17 protein-coding genes are annotated in these 17,939 nt (G+C 74.7%); 5 read left to right on the forward strand and 12 right to left on the reverse strand.

Annotation, left to right across the window (positions count from 1 at the left end):
- Window positions 1-3: 3 nt before the first annotated feature.
- Window positions 4-411: a DUF3040 domain-containing protein gene (locus tag ACYP53_RS32500; RefSeq protein ID WP_189921984.1), complete on the reverse strand. Its 408-nt coding sequence runs from the start codon at window positions 409-411 to the stop codon at window positions 4-6.
- A 65-nt stretch (window positions 412-476) separates the two neighbouring features.
- Window positions 477-920 (reverse strand): HAD family hydrolase, encoded by a 444-nt coding sequence (locus tag ACYP53_RS32505; protein ID WP_189921985.1) that lies wholly within the window; start codon window positions 918-920, stop codon window positions 477-479.
- A 208-nt stretch (window positions 921-1,128) separates the two neighbouring features.
- Between ACYP53_RS32505 and ACYP53_RS32510 the strand changes: the two genes are divergently transcribed.
- Window positions 1,129-2,199 (forward strand): hypothetical protein, encoded by a 1,071-nt coding sequence (locus ACYP53_RS32510; protein ID WP_459650077.1) that lies wholly within the window; start codon window positions 1,129-1,131, stop codon window positions 2,197-2,199.
- A 7-nt stretch (window positions 2,200-2,206) separates the two neighbouring features.
- Here ACYP53_RS32510 and ACYP53_RS32515 read toward each other — a convergent pair whose 3' ends face one another.
- The 4 genes from ACYP53_RS32515 to ACYP53_RS32530 all read right to left on the reverse strand — a co-directional run bounded on the left by ACYP53_RS32515 (window position 2,207) and on the right by ACYP53_RS32530 (window position 6,076).
- Window positions 2,207-3,097, reverse strand: a complete 891-nt coding sequence (locus tag ACYP53_RS32515; protein WP_459650078.1) for a DUF2268 domain-containing putative Zn-dependent protease — start codon at window positions 3,095-3,097, stop codon at window positions 2,207-2,209.
- Between the two features lie 34 nt (window positions 3,098-3,131).
- Window positions 3,132-3,749 (reverse strand): GNAT family N-acetyltransferase, encoded by a 618-nt coding sequence (locus ACYP53_RS32520; RefSeq protein ID WP_459650079.1) that lies wholly within the window; start codon window positions 3,747-3,749, stop codon window positions 3,132-3,134.
- Between the two features lie 161 nt (window positions 3,750-3,910).
- Window positions 3,911-4,585 (reverse strand): TNT domain-containing protein, encoded by a 675-nt coding sequence (locus ACYP53_RS32525; RefSeq protein WP_459650080.1) that lies wholly within the window; start codon window positions 4,583-4,585, stop codon window positions 3,911-3,913.
- 207 nt (window positions 4,586-4,792) lie between these two features.
- Window positions 4,793-6,076, reverse strand: a complete 1,284-nt coding sequence (locus ACYP53_RS32530; protein ID WP_189921990.1) for a geranylgeranyl reductase family protein — start codon at window positions 6,074-6,076, stop codon at window positions 4,793-4,795.
- A gap of 443 nt (window positions 6,077-6,519) precedes the next feature.
- On the opposite strand from ACYP53_RS32530, the gene ACYP53_RS32535 reads away from it, so the two are divergent.
- The gene (locus ACYP53_RS32535; protein ID WP_459650081.1) at window positions 6,520-7,518 is read left to right on the forward strand and encodes an LPXTG cell wall anchor domain-containing protein; all 999 of its coding nucleotides are present in this window, start codon (window positions 6,520-6,522) and stop codon (window positions 7,516-7,518) included.
- 558 nt (window positions 7,519-8,076) lie between these two features.
- Here the strand turns inward: ACYP53_RS32535 and ACYP53_RS32540 are convergent.
- From ACYP53_RS32540 to ACYP53_RS32550, 3 genes are all read right to left on the reverse strand, one after another.
- Window positions 8,077-9,177 carry a calcium:cation antiporter gene (locus ACYP53_RS32540; RefSeq protein WP_189921994.1) on the reverse strand — a complete coding sequence of 367 codons (1,101 nt, stop codon included), beginning with the start codon at window positions 9,175-9,177 and terminating at the stop codon, window positions 8,077-8,079.
- Window positions 9,178-9,268: 91 nt separating this feature from the next.
- Window positions 9,269-10,720 carry a serine/threonine-protein kinase gene (locus ACYP53_RS32545; RefSeq protein ID WP_229928996.1) on the reverse strand — a complete coding sequence of 484 codons (1,452 nt, stop codon included), beginning with the start codon at window positions 10,718-10,720 and terminating at the stop codon, window positions 9,269-9,271.
- A 149-nt stretch (window positions 10,721-10,869) separates the two neighbouring features.
- Entirely contained in the window at window positions 10,870-11,631 is a 762-nt protein-coding gene (locus ACYP53_RS32550; RefSeq protein ID WP_189921999.1) for a serine/threonine protein kinase, read from the reverse strand.
- 342 nt (window positions 11,632-11,973) lie between these two features.
- Between ACYP53_RS32550 and ACYP53_RS32555 the strand changes: the two genes are divergently transcribed.
- The gene (locus ACYP53_RS32555; protein WP_189922001.1) at window positions 11,974-12,381 is read left to right on the forward strand and encodes a hypothetical protein; all 408 of its coding nucleotides are present in this window, start codon (window positions 11,974-11,976) and stop codon (window positions 12,379-12,381) included.
- 328 nt (window positions 12,382-12,709) lie between these two features.
- Entirely contained in the window at window positions 12,710-13,492 is a 783-nt protein-coding gene (locus ACYP53_RS32560) for a glucosamine-6-phosphate deaminase (protein ID WP_189922003.1), read from the forward strand.
- A 134-nt stretch (window positions 13,493-13,626) separates the two neighbouring features.
- Here ACYP53_RS32560 and ACYP53_RS32565 read toward each other — a convergent pair whose 3' ends face one another.
- The 3 genes from ACYP53_RS32565 to ACYP53_RS32575 all read right to left on the reverse strand — a co-directional run bounded on the left by ACYP53_RS32565 (window position 13,627) and on the right by ACYP53_RS32575 (window position 17,235).
- A complete protein-coding gene (locus ACYP53_RS32565; RefSeq protein WP_189919751.1) occupies window positions 13,627-14,757 on the reverse strand; it encodes an aminotransferase class I/II-fold pyridoxal phosphate-dependent enzyme in 1,131 nt (376 codons plus the stop codon).
- Between the two features lie 111 nt (window positions 14,758-14,868).
- Window positions 14,869-15,504: a helix-turn-helix transcriptional regulator gene (locus tag ACYP53_RS32570; RefSeq protein ID WP_459650082.1), complete on the reverse strand. Its 636-nt coding sequence runs from the start codon at window positions 15,502-15,504 to the stop codon at window positions 14,869-14,871.
- A gap of 120 nt (window positions 15,505-15,624) precedes the next feature.
- A complete protein-coding gene (locus ACYP53_RS32575; protein ID WP_459650083.1) occupies window positions 15,625-17,235 on the reverse strand; it encodes a beta-propeller fold lactonase family protein in 1,611 nt (536 codons plus the stop codon).
- Window positions 17,236-17,487: 252 nt separating this feature from the next.
- On the opposite strand from ACYP53_RS32575, the gene ACYP53_RS32580 reads away from it, so the two are divergent.
- Window positions 17,488-17,931 (forward strand): RrF2 family transcriptional regulator, encoded by a 444-nt coding sequence (locus ACYP53_RS32580; protein ID WP_189919745.1) that lies wholly within the window; start codon window positions 17,488-17,490, stop codon window positions 17,929-17,931.
- Window positions 17,932-17,939 lie beyond the last annotated feature (8 nt).

The raw sequence follows: 17,939 nt of genomic DNA on the forward strand, positions 1-17,939 counted from the left end.
GCGCTACGCCTCCGGCCGGTCCCAGGGCCGCCGTTCGCGGCGCTCGGGGTGCTCCTCCGGCTCGGCGACGACGGCCCGCCCCGACCGGGAGGCGCTCCGGCGGCGCAGCAGCTCCGAGGTGGCCACGGCCGCCGACACGGTGGCCGCCCAGACCACGCCGAGCGCGACCAGCACGGCCGTGTTCGGGGTCCGCACGCCCACCCCGAGACAGATCGCCGTCATCACCAGGGCGGTCAGCACCACTCCGGCCGTCACCCGGCGCCCGACGGCACGGAGCACGCGCCGGAGCCGGCCGGGCCGTTTGGCGCCCATCGTGCTCAACTTCCGGTCGAGCTTCGTGTCCTGGCGCAGATCGGACTCGATCTCCTCGAGGAGCCGCCGCTCCCATCCGCTCAAAGCGGGTCCGTCCATCTCGGTCACCTCCGACACTTCCGGTGACGTGCTCGCACCCGGGCGGTTCCCGGTACGGGCCGGCGCTAACCGTTCCGGGGACCACCTGTTCCGGCTCCCACGGGTCCGAAGGCCCGGGGACGGGCGAGCAGGCTGTCGTCCAGGACGTGCAGCAGGGCGGCGGCGTCGCGGTGGACCTCGGCCGCACCCGCCGCCCGCAGCTCCGGGCCGGCGTCGCCGCCGGTCTCCAGGGCGACGCACGGCACCCCGGCCCGCCGCGCCGCCCGCACCTCGCGCACGCTCCCGGCGACGGCCACGGCGTGCGGGGGCCCGCCGTCCACCAGCGCCAGGGCGGCCCTCAGCGGGTCTCCCCCGGGATCCGCCACGGTCAGGGCAGGGGCCCCGACGGGCCCGGGCCCGGTCAGCACGACCGTCCAGCCCCGGGCGGCGCACTCGCGCAGCAGCTCGGCACCGCCCGGCAGCGCGGGCCGCCAGTCCGTACCGAAGAGAGCCGCCGAGATCACCGTCATGGCCACCGCTTCCGTTCGCAGGCCACGCACCGTACGCGCCCTTCCAGACTAGGGCCTGTCCGCGAACTCCCGCCTGCGGGCGGACGCTCCGCCGTCCTCCGGCCGGGAGCCGCCCCCACCCTCCGGCCGACCCGCGGTGGCGAAAACGGCTTGGCGGCCGCTCGCGGCGCCGGGATACTCCGGGAGTCCGTGGGCGGGGGGAGAGTGTGTGGCGGTGTTCGCGTGCGCCGGGTGCGGTGCCGGGCTGAGCGTTCCGGTGGCGCGGGTGGCGCTGCCGGCCCATGCGTTCCGGAGCGGTGGCGAGCGCTACCTGCCGCCGGTGCTGCCGACGGGGGCGTACGCCGTCGACCTTGAACCGCACGGACCGCCGTTCCGGCGGTGGGCCGAGGTCGGAGCGGGGGAGGCGGCCGCGCGCGGGGTGTACGCGCCGGTGCCCCACGTGTCCTTCGGTGCGCCCGGCCGGATCCTGCTCGCGCCCGGTGACACCTGCGGCACCGTCCTGATCCCCGTGCGCTGCGACGGCTGCTGCGGCTCGGACGGCGGGGTCGGCCCGAACCTGGCCTGCGCCCGCTGCGGGCGGGAGGTCGGCACCCGGATCGACGACTGTTACCGGTGGCAGGCGGTGTGGCTGGAGCCGGGCGCGGTGCGCGAGCTGCCCGTCGAGGGGCCTGGCCGGCCGCCCGGGGACGGCTGGACGGTGACCGGTCTGCCGCCGGTCGAGCCGCTCGGCTGGTGGAGCGACCAGTGGTCCGCCGCGGTCGGCACGGCGCTGGCGCACCTGCTGGCGGCCTCGGCGGGCGGGCCGCTGGTGCTGCCCGACGGCCTGGTCACCGCGGTCTTCGGCCGGGTGCCGGCCTCCGTCCTGCCGAGTCCGCTCGCCGCGGGCGCCCCGGCCCGGACGGTCGCCCTGGTCGGCCCCGGCCTCGACCCCCGACCGGGACCGGGACCGGGTACGGGACCGGGTCGGGCGCCGGACATCGCGCTGGTCCCCCGGCACCCCTGGACCGGCGAGACCTGGCAGCCCTCCGGCGGCGCGGTGCCCGTCCCGCTGGACGCCGAGGTGTGGACGTACCTGGCCGCTCCCGAGATCGCGTCCACGACCCGCCTGCCCGAGGGCGTCGAACGCGACGACCCGCTCCCGCTGCGGCCGAACCGGCTGTTCCAGCCGGACCGGTGGCTGCTCCTGGACCGCCTGGCACGCCTGCCCGCCGTCCGCGAACCGTGGTTGCGCGCGGTCTACGACCGACTCGCGGCCGACGTCCCGGGCTTCCACCTCTGACGTTCCGTCATGCGACGGTGGGCACGCCCGCGTTGGCGAGGACCTCCCGGGCCGGCAGCGCGACGCTCGCGGCGGCGGTGAGACCGGTGGCCTCCAGGTGGGCGTCCGCGATCCGCAGGCCGGCCGCGTACCCGGCGAAGTCCGGCAGCCCCACCGGCTCGCAGCCCATGAGGCGTGCCGTCGCGTCGCCGTAGACGTACGGGGGCAGGTTCCGCATCCCGGCCACGTCGATCCCGGCGGTGACCTTCCGGCAGGCGTGCTCCAGCTCGGCGCCGGTCAGCGTCGTCGACCACGGGCCGAGGGCCTGTTCGCCGGCCAGCTCCCGGACGAAGGCCTCGGCCAGCCCTTCGGCGACGACCTGCTCGCCGACGGTGACGGTCATCGGATTCCAGGCCACGTTGGCGTAGCGCACGTTGTGGTGGAGCTCGTGGGCCGCCGCGTGGCCGATCTTGGCCAGGGCGGTCTCGGTCGGCCACATGAGCAGCTGGATCGCGCCCGGGAAGCCGCCCATGCCGAAGTAGCCGCGGTTGCGGACGGTCAGGTGCTCGTCGTCGGGGTCGCCGAGCACCACGACGACGTGCACCGTGTCGGCGTGCGCGACGCCGGGCACCGCGCCGTCGATCCGCTCCCACGCGGCGGCGAGCGAGTCCTCGACCCGCTGCCAGACCCCGGCGTCCCGCATCCGGCGCACGGCGGCCGGGTACCGCGGGTCCTCGCGTTCGAGCCGGAAGCCGCTGCCCATCCGGTGCATCGCGACCAGGTCGGCCTCCCCCGTCACCGCGGCCATCACGCCCTCCATCGGGCGGTACAACTCCCGCAGGGCGTCCGGCCGCTCCTCCACCGGAAGCCGGAGCAGTTCGAGCATGGCGCTCGCCGTGTCATGAACGATGATCTTCATGCCACGGACGCTAGGTCCTCCCGCTACGTGAGGGTCAAGCGGACCGGCCCGGCTCGGGGAAGGGGTCCGAGGCGAGGCGGGCGTGGAGGTGTTCGTCCTGGTAGTCGCGGCCCTCGAAGCGCCAGGAGGCGCGCAGCGTCCCCTCGTGGGGGAAGCCGGCGCGTTCGGCGACCCGGCAGGACGGGTCGTTGCCGACGGCGTGGAACAGCTCGATGCGGCGGGCTCCGGCGGTCTCCACGGCCCAGCGGGTGACGGCGGTGGCGGCGCGGGTGGCGAGGCCGCGGCCGCGGGCGGCGGTGAGCAGCCAGTAGCCGACCATCGCGATGCCGTCGGCCCGGTTGCTCCAGCGCAGGAAGGCGTTGCCGAGGAGGGCGCCGCCGGGGGCGTCGGTGATGGCGAAGGCGGCCATGGTGCCGTCGGCCCAGTGGGCGTCGCAGCGGTCCAGGTAGGCCTCGGCGGCGGCCGGGTCGGTGGAGTCGAGCGGGTTCCAGCGGGCGATCTCCGGGTCCGTCGAGGCGGCGACGAGCGCGGGCACGATGCCGCCGGGGACGTCGAGGGCGCGCCCCCAGGGCCGCAGCAGGGCGTCGCCGAGGTCGATCACGGCGCGGCGGAACACCCGCTGGTCGACGGCGGGTTCACTGGTGGTGGTCATGCCGTCTTCCTATCCCCGGTCCCCCGCGCCCGCCAGCGATTTATCCCGTCGGCGCCCGGCGAGCCCGGTCGGGGCCCGGTCGGCGTCCGGTTGGGGGCCCGGTCGGCGTCCGGTGACCGCGCGGGGCGGGTGCACCGGACGCCACCGCCGGAGGGGCCGGGTCAGATCCGGGCCAGGTAGCCGTTGTCCACCAGCCAGAGCACGTTCAGCTTGGCCGGGCCGCCGGGCACCAGGGTGGTGTCGAGCTGGTACTGCAGGCCCCACCCGGGCTGGTTGAACCAGGGCGCGATCGGGCCGGCGTGCACCTTGAAGGGCTTGACCACCTTGTAGTCGTGGTAGTTGCAGGCGGCCGCCGGGTTGCCGTCCAGGTTCTGCGGCGGGATCGCGCGGTTGGCGTAGGGCAGGCCCTCGGGGGCGAGGAAGGCGCCGTACTCGCTGCCGTAGCGGTCGATGTTCTGGTTGGGGTAGAGGGTGATGTCGAACTCGACCGGGCTGCCGTCGGGCAGGGTGACGTAGCCGTCGGCGGGCGGGTACTTCCAGCCGCCCTTGCCGCCGTTGGCGGCCGCGTCGTAGTAGGTCGCCAGGAAGTCCTGGTCGCTCGCGCCGCCGGTGCGCTGGTAGCCGACCAGTTGGCGGCCGACCCGGCCGGCGGTCGGGAGGTCCTGCGGGCCGAGGCGGGCGTCGTCGTGCCGGAAGGCGGCGGAGCACTGGTCGGCGGGGGTGCCCGTCGCCCCGGCGGTGGCGGCCGGGGCGGCTGCGGCGGCCGGGAGGCTCGGGGCGAGTACGGCGGCGGCCGCGGCGAGGGGCGCGGCGAGCAGGCGAAGGCGAAGGCGCACGGTGTCTCCGTCGATCGGGTCAGCGGTCGAGAACGGAGCCACGGGGGTGTGTTTCGCTCACCCTCCGTGGCTGGTTCGACACCAGGCAATCGGATCATCTGATGATTCGTCAACATGATCCGAACGACAGCCGGTCGTACTCCGCCCTTTCGGCCAAACCCGGGACACCGCGACCGCCCACCCGCGAGGATGAACGGTCCGGCCCCCTCAGCGGCCCGGGGCGACCCGCCCGATCAGGTGGAGCAGCCGGTCGAGGGAGTCCTTCGAGTTGGGCTCGGTGAGGTTGACCATGAGCCGGAACGCCACCTTCAGCAGCGCCGGGTGGCCCAGCCCGGCGCCACCGGCGGCGCCGAGCAGCTTGGGGCGGCCGAGCAGGTCGGCGGCCAGCCGGCCGAGCGCGAAGTACCCGGCGTAGGCGGAGCGCAGCGCCTGCGGGTAGGCGCGCAGGGCGAGCTCCCGGCCGCGGTCGGTGCGGCGGGCGAGGGCCTGGACGATCGTCTCGGCGGCGTAGCGGCCGGATTCCATCGCGTAGGCGATGCCCTCGCCGGTGCCCGGGCTGACCGTGCCGCCCGCGTCGCCGACCAGCAACAGGCCGTCCGCGTAGTGGGGTTGCCGGTTGAGGCCCATCGGGAGGGCGGCGCCGCGGATCGGCTCGGTGACGCCCTCGGGGGTGTAGCCGTACTCGGGCGGCAGGTCCTCGCACCAGTGGCGCAGCAGTTCCCGCCAGTCCACGTCGACCTTGGCGGTGTCGAGGACGCCGAGGCCCACGTTGGCGGTGCCGTCGCCCATGCCGAACACCCAGGCGTAGCCGGGCAGGAGGCGCCGGGCCGGGTCGTTCGGGTCGCGCAGGTCGAGCCAGGCCTCCAGGTAGCGGTCCTCGTGGCGCGGGGTGGTGAAGTAGGTCCGGTAGGCGACGCCCATCGCGCGGTCGGCGCGACGGTAGCGCTTCATCGCGACGGAGAGCCGGGTGGAGTTGCCGTCGGCGGCGACCACGATCGGGGCCCGGTAGGCGACGGGCTTGCGGTCCTCGCCCAGTTTGGCCGTGACGCCGGTGATCCGGCCGGTCCGTTCGTCGACCAACGGACCCGCCACATTGGCGCGTTCGACGAGCCGGGCGCCGTAGGAGGCGGCCTTCCGGGCGAGCAGCTGGTCGAAGTCGGCGCGGCGGCGGACCAGCCCGTAACCGGGGAAGGCGGACAGCTCGGGCCAGTCGAACTCGATCGAGCGCCGACCGGCGATCAGCCGCAGGCCGCGGTTGTGCAGCCAGCCGGCCTCCTCGGAGACGTCGATGCCGAGGTCCGTCAGCTGCTTGACGACGCGCGGGGTGAGCCCGTCCCCGCAGACCTTCTCGCGCGGGAAGGCGGACTTCTCCAGGAGGAGGACGTCCAGGCCGGTGCGGGCCAGGTGGGCGGCGGCGGTGGAGCCGGCCGGGCCGGCACCGACCACGATGACGTCGGCGCTCTCCTCGGCGGTCTGCTCTGGGCCGGGCATCGCTCTCTCCCACGGGTCGGATCGGCTGCTCACGCAGCGGAATCGGCGGACTGGGCGGTTCCAGACGGACGATAGAGAAACCTGGCACCCGCCCGCCGCCCCGACACGCAGGCCGCCCCCGATGACCGGTCAATACCGGCCACCTCCGCCGCCTGGGTTCACCCGCCGGGTCGGGTAACGGAGTTGACCGCCGCCACCCTCGCCACCGGGTGCACCACACACGAAACCATGACAACAGGGTGATCGGATCGTTGTAACGAACTCATCGGACCAACCCACCACAACGTCACATTCCGGCCAAACTTCCCTTGCGTCACGTTTCCCACTGCGGGAACTTTTGAGCCCCTCCCGTCGCACGGCACCGGCCCCCACCGAACGTCCGACCCGAGGCTCCCTCCCACCGCGCAGGCTCGTCCCCGCCTGCCGTACCCGATGGATCGCCCATGCACATCCGTTCCACCGCCGCGCGCTCCCTGGTGGCCGTCCCGACCGCCGCCGCCCTGATGCTGCTCGCCCCCGCCGCCGCTCACGCCGTCGCCGGCGGCGGCGGCAAGGGCGGTGCTCCCGGCAACAACGGCACCGTCAAGATCCACGACTCCGCCACCGGCCAGGAGGACGTCCGCAACGAGCCCAAGGTCTGCACCTTCTACCTGGACTCCTTCGGCTTCGACGCCAACCAGGACGTCATCTGGGCGATCACCACCGTCGGTGGCGGCCCCAACGAGAAGCTCGTCGCGTACGGCGACATCCCGGTCGACGGCCACGGCCACGTCCGCACCGAGGACATCCACCTGCCGGACGGCCACTACAAGCTGTACTGGCAGTCCGTCGAGCTGGTCGACGGCGAGCTGCCGGAGGACACCAAGCTCAACAACCCCAAGCACAAGGTCTTCAAGGTCGACTGCGGCGGCGAGACCCCGGCCCCGACCGGCAAGCCCTCCCCGACCGTGAAGCCGACCCCGGCCAAGACGCCGTCGCACGGCCCGACCTCCGTGCCGACCACGCCGTCGCACAGCCCGTCGGCGCCGGCCACGCCCTCGGCCACGCCGTCCGCCCCGGTCACGCCGAGCGCGAGCACCAGCACCAAGCCGTCGGAGACCCCGAGCGCCACGCCCACCACCCCGGCGGCCACCACCCCGGCGACCGCCGAGCCGACCGTGGCCCCCACGGACGTCCCGAGCGCGGGCCCGTCGACCCCGCCGACCGCCACCGTGCCGGTGCACACCCCGACCACGGAGACCCCGGTCAACCCGGACGCGCCGCTGCCGCTGCCCACCAAGGTCAGCGTCCCGACGCCGATCCCGGGCGCCGCGTCGGACGGCAAGAAGCTGGCCAGCACCGGTAGCGACGGCACCCTGCTGTACGCGGGCGCCGGCACCGCCCTGCTGGTCGCCGGCGCGGGCGCGGTGGTCTACACCCGCCGTCGCCGCACCACCTCCTGAGGCACCGCCTTCTGAGGCACCGGGCCCGTCCGGGGCGCTGACCCCGCCCCGGACACCCGCCCCGGGTACCCGCCGTGACTGAGCCACGGCACCACCGAGCCCCTGGACCCGCGAGCAGCAGCGGGCCCAGGGGCTCGTTGTCGTACCACGGCGCCCGCGTCCCCTGGGGTACGCGGCCGACGGCGCCGCCGTCCGACGATGCGGGCCCCGGTCACGGGGGTGGAACCGGGGCCCTCATCCCCTTCTACGGCCGGCCCGCCGTCCCGGGTTCACCACTGGCACCACCAAGCCCATCCGCCCGCCCCCGGACAAGCGCCCCCGCGCGGCCCCCGACCGGGTGCGGGGCGCGAGGGCGACCTCCCCGGCCGCCGCGCCCCGGGCCGCACGGGCCGACCGCCGCCGCTGCGGCGGGGCGTAGGGGGCGGGGCTCCGGTCGCCGGGCGGGGCCCCGCCCGGCCCCGGCCCGGGACGCCGTCGGCCTCCGGGAACGCCGGAAGCCCCTGGCCGCACGGGGGAACGGGCCAGGGGCTTCCACCGTGGACTACGGCCGGCCCGCCGTCACGGGTTCACCGCCAGGACCACGTACCCCGCCAGCACCGCCAGGTGCACCGCGCCCTGCAGCGGCGTCGCGCGGCGCGGGATCACCGTGAGGGTGCCCAGCACCACCGTCAGGGTCAGCAGCACCATGTGGGCGGGCTCCAGGCCGAGCACGAGCGGGCCGGACAGCCAGGTGGAGGCGATCGCGACCGCCGGGATGGTGAGGCCGATGCTGGCGAGCGCCGAGCCGAGGGCCAGGTTGAGGCTGGTCTGCACCCGGTTGCGGACGGCCGCGCGCAGCGCCGCGATGGTCTCCGGCAGCAGCACCATCAGGGCGATCACCACGCCGACGACGGCGTGCGGGAGTCCGGCGTCCTCCACCGCCTGCTCGATGGTCGGCGAGACGCCCTTGGCCAGGCCCACGACCGAGACCAGCGCGACGCCGAGCAGCAGCAGGCTGACCCCGGCGGCGCGGACGCTGGGCGGGCTCACGTGCTCCTCCTCGTCCATCACCCGCCCCTCGGGGGTGACGGCCAGGAAGTAGTCGCGGTGCCGGACGGTCTGGGTGGCCACGAACAGCCCGTAGACCACGAGCGAGGCGGTGGCCGCGTAGGTCAGCTGGGTGGTGGAGAACTGCGGGCCGGGCGAGCTGGTGGTGAAGGTCGGCAGCACCAGGCTGAGGGTCGCCAGGGTGGCGATGCAGGCGAGTGCGGCGCCGGTGCCCTCGGCGTTGAAGACGGCGGTGCGGTACTTGATCGCGGCGACCAGGATGGACAGGCCGAGGATGCCGTTGCAGGTGATCATCACGGCGGCGAACACGGTGTCCCGGGCGAGGGTGGAGGACTTGTCCCCGCCGTCGGCCATCAGGGTCACGATCAGCGCGACCTCGATCACGGTGACCGCCACCGCGAGCACCAGGGACCCGAAGGGCTCCCCCGACCAGTGGGCGATGACCTCGGCGTGGTGCACGGCGGACAGCACGGCGGCCACCAGGAAGCAGGCGACCACGCCCACCACCCAGCCGGGCAGGTCTTCGTGCCAGGTCAGGGCGAGGACGACGAACGACACCACCGGAACGACGACGGTCCATTGCGCGGCGGCCGCGCGGAGCTTCGTGATCATGCCGCCGAGGATCCCAGACCGGGGGCCCGCCACCCGGGTGCCCGCGCCGGGACACGGAGGGATGTGGCACGACTCGTCCCCTTTCGGCCACTCACCCTCCGTAGTCGGCGAGGTACCGGACGACCTTGTCGACATGGGGACGCACCCGCTCCGGGACGCCCCCGGCCGCCTCCACGGTCTTGTCGCTGGTCCGGTAGCCGGCCGCGAGCAGGGCGGGCAGGTCGCGGGTGAGGCCGGCCCGTTTGAACTGCTGGTCGAGCCAGCAGACGTAGTTGCCCATGGCCGCGATCGCGTCCCCCGGGTCCAGGTACGACTTGGGGCCGCCGTGCGTGGCGGCCTTGCCCCAGGCCTCGAAGACGGCGGGCGTCCACATGGCGATGCCGTACTCGCCGGTCTCCGGGTGGGCCGCGTTCGGGTCGAAGCCGCTCTCGGCCTTGAGCATCGCGGCCAGCAGGACCGGGGTGACCTCCGGCTCGGGGCAGCGCCGGGCGGCGGTGTCGATCATGCCCCGGTAGGCGACCGGGACGTCCGAGCCGACCGGGATCGCCCCGGGCAGCGGGATCGCCCCGGGCGGCGGGGGCGGCGCGCGGTGGGCGCCCGGCCCGGCGGGCTCCGGCGCTCCGGTCAGGACGAGGACGGCGCACGCGCCGGCCAGCAGTCCCGCACCGGCCCGGACGGCGGCGCGGCGGCGGCGCCGGGCCGGACGGGCGGTGGCCCGGGCGACCAGCGCGTCCAGGTCGGCGCGGGCCCGCTCCTCCCGCCCGGGGGCGAGGCAGGCGGCGACCACCGGCCGCCAGCGCGGGGGCAGTGCCTCGTCCAGCCGCAGCGGCGCCGCGCCGCGCGCGTAGGCCTGGGCGGCCAGCGAGCGGGCCCGGGCGGTGGCGCCGAGGAAGGGGTGCAGGCCGCCGGTGAGCAGCTGGTGGGCGATCACGCCGAAGGCCCAGAGGTCGGCGCTGGGGCGCACGGCGACCCCGCGCGCGCCGGTGCGCTGGGACCACCACTCGGGCGGGACGTATTCGGGCGAGCCCAGCGGCGGGGCGTAGGCGTGGGTGCCGTCCAGCTCGGCGGTGAGGCCGAAGTCGGCGATCTTGGCGGTGCCGTCGGGCATCAGGAGGATATTGGCCGGTTTCAGGTCCCCGTGCACCCAGCCGGACCGGTGCATGTGGGTCAGTCCGGCGCAGACCTCGGCGAGGAGGCGCTCGGCGCCCGGCACCGCCGTACCGGGGCGGGCGGCGGCCAGGACGTCCTGGAGGCTGCGGGCGGCGCGCTCCATCACCAGGGCGACGGCGCCGTCCAGTCCGGGGTGGTCCGGGTCCTCGACGGTGGCCACGGCGAGGGTGCGGATCAGGTGCGGGTGGTCGGCACTGCGGCTGAACCGCTGCTCGCTGCGGGCCATCAGGGCCACGGTGCGGCGCTGGCCGGGGCTGAACCGGGCCGCGCCGAGGAGCTTGACCGCGACCGGGGTGCCGTCCGGACCCTCGGCGGCGTGCACGCTGCCCCAGGCGCCCGCGCCGAGGAAGGCGCCGAGTCGGTAACCGGCCACCGGGTAGCCGTCCGGGACCTCGAACGGCGGGCCCTCCCCGGGCGGCGAGGCTTCCGGGGGCCGGGCCCCGGGCGGCGCACCGGCCTGGGGCGCGCCGGCCGACTGCGCACCGCCCGGCAACCGCCCCGCCGGCGGCTCCGGAGCGGGCCTCACGGCCGGGCGGCCGCGCGCCGCGGCGGGAGCAGGGCCAGGTGCTCCTCCCGGACGAGGTCGAACCTCAGGGCCAGGGCGGCGAGTTCCTCGCGCTTGCCGCCGCCCGGCCCCTCCTCGTACGGCTCGCGCAGCCGCAGTTTGGTCTCCACCAGGTAGTCGATGTGGTAGTTCACCGCCGAGCGGGTCAGCCCGCGGCAGGAGGGCAGGCCGCGCAGCCGGGCCAGCACCTCCGTCACGCCGGGGACGACGGCCGCGGAGGGCGAGCGCAGCCGGGGCTCGCAGAGCGCGAGCAGCACCAGGAAGTACTTGGCGGTCGGGTCCAGGGCGAAGGGGCTGACGGTGTGCTCGCCGTCGGCGCCGCCGGGCCGCCCGTCCAGGTAGGCGTGCTGCGGGGCGAAGACCTTGAAGGTGGCGGGTTCGCCGAGCGCGGGCAGCAGCACCCGGGAGAGCTCGAACGGCACCGGTGCGCCGAGCCGGCCCGGCGCCACCTTGATGTGCTCGCCCGCGCCCTCCAGGTTCTCCACCACGTAGGTGGCGGAGGCGCTGAAGTTGGACAGCCGCCAGTAGTCCTCGGCGGCCACCACCTCGCCGGCGCGGCGGGAGACGCCCTGGTCGGGCAGCGGGACGGCGACCGGCCGGCCGGGCTCGCCGCGCCCGAACACGGCGGTCTCGCCCGGGCCCATCCGCAGCAGTTCGGGCGCTTCGCGGGGCGCCATCTCGGGCCCCGGACAGGGAAGTTGCACGATGACCGTGTCCACGCAGCCACCTCCGTGGGATCGGACCGATGGTATCCGTCCGATTCGCCCCGGAGGCAAACCGCCACTCGGACGAGTGATGGGACACCGCCAACCCGTTCCGGCCGGGCCGGAGTTGCCGTCCGGTCGGCGCCTTCGCTCGCGCCCTCGCCCTTGCCCTCGCCCACGAACTGATCCCCTGTCAGGACAGGAGCTGTCCGGATTCCGAACACTCGGCGAATGGTTGCGGCATGTAGTTGAACGGTCACCATGAGTGTGACGCAACGCACACACGCAGTGTTCACAATGTGTGCAAGACTCATCCCAAGGAGTGAGATTCCCTTACTTTCCAAGGAGGTTCGCAACATGCGCACTCGGATCGCAGCTGTGATGATGACGGTGGCAGGGATCGCCGGGCTGACGGCAGGCCCGGCCATGGCCGCCACGGCAACGTCCGAGGCCGACACCGTGGCCTGCGCCACGGTGCTCAACCGCCCCTGCATCTCGCACCAGGCCGACGGCGCGGGCGTCGTCGGCATCGCCCAGGTCACGGCCGACCCCGCCCAGCTGACGGTCGTCAAGGTCGAGGTACGCACCCAGGCCGCCTGGGGCAGCCCGTGGGAGACCGCCGCCTCGGCCACCACCGTCAAGCTCGGCTCCGCCAAGGCCGTCACCCCGCGCGTCACCACCACCGACCTGCGGATCATCTGTGCCACCGCCGGTCCGGCGCTGGACGCGACCAAGCAGGTCACCACCTGTACCAGCCCGTTCTGACCGCCCGGCCCCTGACGGGCGTCATCCGCACCACCCGCACCACCCGCACCATCCGCACCGCCGGGCAGTAGCCCCACGAACGAGCCGGGATCCCCGCCCGGCTCCGGGCCGGTCGCCGGGACCCCCGTTCCCGGCGACCGGCCCATCGGCGTTCACCGCCCGGAAGCACCCCGCGAGCACCGCGCGCCACCCTCCACGAGAGGAAGAGGACGAGGTGAGGCGCCGCCTCCGACCAGCCCCGGGTGGACCTGGGGCACCCGTTCACGGCAAACTGGTCTAGACCTCGGAGGTCTAGACCTCAGACTCGCCTCAGAACGGTGGACCCAGTATGGAAATCGTGATCGTCCCTGACGCCCCAGCGGCCGGCGAACTCATCGCCGCGGCGATCACCGATCTGCTGACCGACAAGCCCGACGCCCTGCTCGGCGTGGCGACCGGCTCGACCCCGCTGCCGATCTACCAGGCCCTCGCCGCGCGCGTCGGCGACGGCCGGCTGGACGCCTCCCGCGCCCGCGTCTGCCAGCTCGACGAGTACGTCGGCCTGCCCACCGGCCACCCGGAGTCCTACCGCTCGGTGGTGCTGCGCGAGGTCGTGGAGCCGCTCGGCCTGACCGAGGACTCCTTCCTGGGCCCGGACGGCAACGCCACGGACATCGCCGCCGCGGCCACCGCCTACGACCGCGCGCTGACCGAGGCCGGCGGCGTCGACCTCCAGTTGCTCGGCATCGGCACGGACGGCCACATCGGCTTCAACGAGCCCTGCTCCTCGCTCGCCTCCCGGACCCGGATCAAGACCCTGACCCGGCAGACCCGCGAGGACAACGCGCGCTTCTTCGACAGCATCGACGAGGTCCCGCACCACGTGATCACCCAGGGCATCGGCACCATCCTGGAAGCCCGCCACCTGGTCCTGCTCGCCACCGGGGAGGCCAAGGCCGAGGCCGTCGCCCTCTCCGTCGAGGGCCCGCTCTCCGCCGCCGTCCCCGCCTCGGCGCTCCAGCTGCACCCGCACGCCACCGTGGTCGTCGACGAGGCCGCCGCCTCCCGCCTCAAGCTCGCCGACTACTTCCGCGACACCTACGCGGCCAAGCCCGCCTGGCAGAAGCTCTGAGCACGTTCTGAGCGAACGCTGCTGAGCGCTGCCGCGCAGCCGTGACGGCCGGGGCGCCGGTCACCGATGGACTCGGTGACCGGCGCCCCGGCCGTCCGGGCGTCCGGTTCATCCGGTACGGCCGGCGGGCCCGGTCAGCGCTTGCGGAGCCAGTCGGCGAAGGCCTCCAGGGCCGGGGCCGGATCGCGGCGGGCCAGCCCCAGGCGGAAGCGGTCGGTCGGGGTGGGCGTCAGCTCGGAGCGGAAGATGCTGGCGGGCAGCAGCAGGACGCCCGCCTGTTCGACCAGCGCGGTGCAGAAGTCCTCCACGCCGTCCGCCCCGAGGTACCGCGGGAAGGCGACGCAACCGCCGTCGGGGGCGCGCCACTCGAAGAGGTCGGCGAACTCGGCGAAGAAGGCGTCGAACAGCGGCAGGTTCTCCGCGATGATGCCGCGGTTGCGCTCCAGGATCCGCTCGCGGGCGGTGATCGCGATCCGGGCCAGCACCTCGCTCGGCGCCGAGTTGCAGATCGTGGTGTAGTGCTTGGCCCGCTCCAGGCGGGAGCGCAACTCCCGGTCCCGGCAGGCGATCCAGCCGATCCGCAGGCCGGGCAGGCCGAGCGCCTTGGAGGTCACGTTGAGCGAGAGGGCGCGCTCGGAGAGGTCGGCGGCCTGCGGCAGGGTGCGGGCCGGGTCGCGTTCCAGGCCGCGGTAGACCTCGTCCGAGAAGAGCCGGATGCCGCGCTCGTCGCAGATTTCGGCGAGCCGGGCGAGATCGGCGGCGGGGATCACCGCGCCGGTCGGGTTGTTGGGGAAGTTGACCGACAGCACCTTGGTGTCGGGGCGCAGCGCCGCCTCCACCGCGTCCAGGTCGAGCGCCCAGTCCCGCCGCTCGTCCAGGGCGACGCCGGTGACCTCGCACAGGGCGAGCGGAATGGTCTCGGCGGACTGGTAGCCGGGGGTCACCACCACCGCGTGGTCGTCCGGTTCGAGCAGCACCCGCATGGCGAGGTTGATGCCCTCCTGGGCGCCCCCGAAGCAGATCACGTCGTCCGCGTCGACCCGCTCGTACATCCCGGCGATCGCCCGGCGCAGCCCGGGGTCGCCGAAGGTCTCGGTGTAGCCGAGGCTGAGGGACTCCCAGGCCTCGCGGTCCTCGGGGCCGGCCAGGGCGAGCAGTTCGGGCAGCGTCATGGTCTGGGCGTCGGAGGCGGTGAGGTGGTGGCGGGCGGTGAACTCCCAGCGCGAGAGGTGGGTTTCCAGCCGGAAGTCGGGGAGCTGGGGCATGGGGGGCTGTTCCTTCCTGGGGGCTCAGCAGCTCAAGGGCTCAGCAGCTCAAGGGCTCAGCGGCTCACGGGCGCAGGGGCGCAGGGGCGCAGAGGTGCGAGGGCGCGGAGCTCACGGGCCGGCCGGGTGCTTGAGCTCGGCGAGCAGGCTGTAGGCGGTCGAGCGGGAGATCCGCAGCGCGGTGGCGACGACGGGGACGGCGCGGCGGACGGCGAACACCCCGGCCTCGTCGAGTTCGCGCAGCACGGCCAGCCGGTCCTCGCGGGTGAAGCGCTCCAGCGGGCGGCCCTGCGCGCGGACGCGGCCGCCGATCACGTCGTTCATCCGCTCCGTCCAGTCTCGTTCGAAGAGCGGTTCGGGGCGCGATGAGGAGGGGGCGGCGAAGCCGGCCAGCAGCGCGGCGGCCTGTTCCAGCGGACCGCGGTCGAGGTTGACGCAGAGCACGGCCGAGGGCTGTCCGGCGTCGTCGCGCAGCACGGCGCTGACGGAGGAGAGCCGGCGGCCGTCGGGCAGCGCCTTCTCGTACGGGCCGTAGACGTCGGGGGCGGAGGGGTCGACCTCGTCGAGTTCGCCGAGCATCGACGGGTCCCCGGGGGCGCGGGGGGTCATCGGGTTCCAGATGGCGAGCACCCGGTCGGTGGCGGTGTCGTGCAGCACCACCTCGGCGTACGGGCCGAGCAGCAGGGCGACCGCGCGGCAGACCGGGGAGAAGGTCCGGACGCGCGGGTCGGGGTTGTCGGCAGGCATGCTCGGACTGTACGTCCGGTCCGGACGTTTCGTCCAGGGCTTCCGACGGCGGAGGCCCCGCCGGAACGTTCCGGCGGGGCCTCGGCGGCGTCGCGCCCGGGGGTGTCCGGGCGGGCGGCGCTACGTGCAGGTGATCGACAGTCCGAGGACCGAGGAGCAGCTGCGGGTGTCCTTGCTGGTCCCGGGCGACGGGTCGACGGGCGTGCCGGCGGTGCGGGCCACGGTGATGTCCCAGCTGCGGACCAGCGAGAACAGGCCCACGCTGACCGTGAAGTGCCGGGTGGTGCTCGCCCCCTTGGCCAGCGGGGCGGCGAGCGCGCAGGTGAGCTTCCCGGCGGCGACCGCGCAGTCGCTGGAGGTCGTGGTCAGCCCGCTGGGCAGGGCGGCGGCGACCGTGGCGGTGGTGATCGGGTCGGGGCCCTGGTTGGTGAGGGTGACCGTGTAGTCGACCCGGCTGGCGAGCAGCTTGGTCACCGGGGTCGCGGTGAGCGCGACGGCCAGGTGCGCGCTGGGCGCCGTGTAGGTGAAGCGGTCGGCGGCGACGGCCGCGCTGGTGCCGCCCGGGGTGGTGACCTGGACGTCCACCGGCCCGGTCACGGTGGTGGCCGGTGCGGTCGCCGTGCAGCTGGTCCTGGTGCAGCTGAACGAGGTGGCGGCGCCGGCCGCGCCGAAGGTGACGGCGGTGGCGCCGTTCAGGTCGGTGCCGGTGACGGTCACCGCGGTGCCGCCGACCCCGGAGCCGCTGTTCGGGGTGACCGCGGTCACGGCCGGGACGGGCAGCGGGAAGTGCAGCACCTGGACGGCGCCGCCGGTGAAGTCGGCGAGGTAGCCGTGCCGCCCGTCGGCGGTCAGCGCCAGGGTGTACGGGCTCGCGCCCACCGGGGCGGTCGCGGTGACGGTCCGGCTCGCGGTGTCCACCACGCTCAGCGTGTTGTCGGCGTAATTCGACACGTACGCGGCCGTGCCGTCCGGGGCGACGGTGACGGCGTACGGGCCGGAGCCGACCGCGACGGTGCCGAGCAGCGTGTTCGCCGCGGTGTCGATCACGGCGGCGGTGCCGTCGTCGCCGTCGGCCACCCAGAGGTTGCCGCCGTCCGGGCTGAGCGCGAGGCCGAAGGCGCCGTGACCGACGGGAACGGTGGCGTTCACCGTGCTGCCCACGGTGTCGACGACGTTCACCGCCTTGTCGGCGGAGGCCGCGACGTAGAGCCGCTTGCCGTCCGCGGAGACGGCCAGCCCGTGCGGCTCGGCGCCGACCGGGACGGTGGCGGTCACCGCGTTGGCGGAGGTGTCCAGCACGCTCACGGTGTTGGCGGCGGCGTTGCTCACGTAGGCGCGGGTGCCGTCCGGCGACAGGACCAGGCCCCAGGGCTGGGCGCCGACCGGCACGGTCGCGGTGACGGTGCCGGTCGCGGTGTCCACCACGCTGACCGTGTTGTCCAGGTGGTGCGTCAGGTAGGCGCGGTGTCCGTCGGGCGAGAGGGCGACGGCGTAGGAGCCGGTCCCGGCGGTGAAGCTTCCGGTCACGGTGTTGCTCGCGGTGTCCAGCACGCTGACCGTGCCGCTGCTCTGGCTGGTCACGTAGGCGTGGGCGCCGTCCGGGGTGAGGGCGACGCCCGCCGGGTAGGGCGCCACCGCCACCTGGGCGGCGACGGTCGGCGGGGGCGCGGCGGCCTGGGCGGACACGGGCTGGGACAGCAGTGCGGCCGTGGCCGCTGCTATCGCGGTCACGGCCGTCACGGTCCGACGGGGTGCTCGGCGTGTTCTCAAGGTCTCTCCAGGAGGATCGGCAGTGAAGATCGGCGGTAGGGGCTCTGGGCCGCACGAAGCGTAGAAGCCGCCCTGACCACCCGTCAGGGAGTGACCACTAATGTCGCCAACTGTTCAGATTCGACCGGTTCGCTTCGACGCCTCCGGGATCGGGCCGGTCGGGATCGTGCAGAAAATTGGAGTTGTGGAGTCGTATTCGCTAGCGTTTCGAACGTGAGGCTGACCAAGAGCACCGACATCGCCCTCCGCATCGCCATGCGGCTGGCGGTCCTCGGCGAGGGCGACAACCCGACCACCCGCGAGGTGGCCGAGTCGGTCGGCGTGCCGTACACCCACGCCGCGAAGGTGGTCAGCCGGCTGCAGCACCTGGGGGTGGTGGAGGCCCGGCGCGGTCGCGGCGGCGGGCTGATGCTCACCTTCGCCGGGCGCACCGGCTCGCTCGGACTGCTGCTGCGGGAACTCGAAGGCGTCGGCGACGTGGTCGGCTGCGAGGACGACCCGCCGTGCCCGCTGCGGGCCGCGTGCCGGCTGCGCGGGGCGCTGCGCACCGCCCAGGAGGCGTTCTTCGCCTCGCTCGACGGGCTCTGCGTCGACGACCTGGTGGCCGCCCCCACCGGACCGGTGCTGCTCGGCCTCACCGCGCGGCCCATCGACTGATCCCGATC

This window comes from Kitasatospora sp. Ki12 (assembly GCF_054601375.1).

Bases quoted from the DNA above. Each gene is read 5' to 3' on its own strand.
- ACYP53_RS32540 (WP_189921994.1), bottom strand. From the start codon at position 9,177: ATGATCACGAAGCTCCGCGCGGCCGCCGCGCAATGGACCGTCGTCGTT.
- ACYP53_RS32500 (WP_189921984.1), bottom strand. From the start codon at position 411: ATGGACGGACCCGCTTTGAGCGGATGGGAGCGGCGGCTCCTCGAGGAG.
- ACYP53_RS32505 (WP_189921985.1), bottom strand. From the start codon at position 920: ATGACGGTGATCTCGGCGGCTCTCTTCGGTACGGACTGGCGGCCCGCG.
- ACYP53_RS32565 (WP_189919751.1), bottom strand. From the start codon at position 14,757: ATGCCCCAGCTCCCCGACTTCCGGCTGGAAACCCACCTCTCGCGCTGG.
- ACYP53_RS32515 (WP_459650078.1), bottom strand. From the start codon at position 3,097: ATGAAGATCATCGTTCATGACACGGCGAGCGCCATGCTCGAACTGCTC.
- ACYP53_RS32555 (WP_189922001.1), top strand. From the start codon at position 11,974: ATGCGCACTCGGATCGCAGCTGTGATGATGACGGTGGCAGGGATCGCC.
- ACYP53_RS32570 (WP_459650082.1), bottom strand. From the start codon at position 15,504: ATGCCTGCCGACAACCCCGACCCGCGCGTCCGGACCTTCTCCCCGGTC.
- ACYP53_RS32530 (WP_189921990.1), bottom strand. From the start codon at position 6,076: ATGCCCGGCCCAGAGCAGACCGCCGAGGAGAGCGCCGACGTCATCGTG.
- ACYP53_RS32560 (WP_189922003.1), top strand. From the start codon at position 12,710: ATGGAAATCGTGATCGTCCCTGACGCCCCAGCGGCCGGCGAACTCATC.
- ACYP53_RS32535 (WP_459650081.1), top strand. From the start codon at position 6,520: ATGCACATCCGTTCCACCGCCGCGCGCTCCCTGGTGGCCGTCCCGACC.
- ACYP53_RS32520 (WP_459650079.1), bottom strand. From the start codon at position 3,749: ATGACCACCACCAGTGAACCCGCCGTCGACCAGCGGGTGTTCCGCCGC.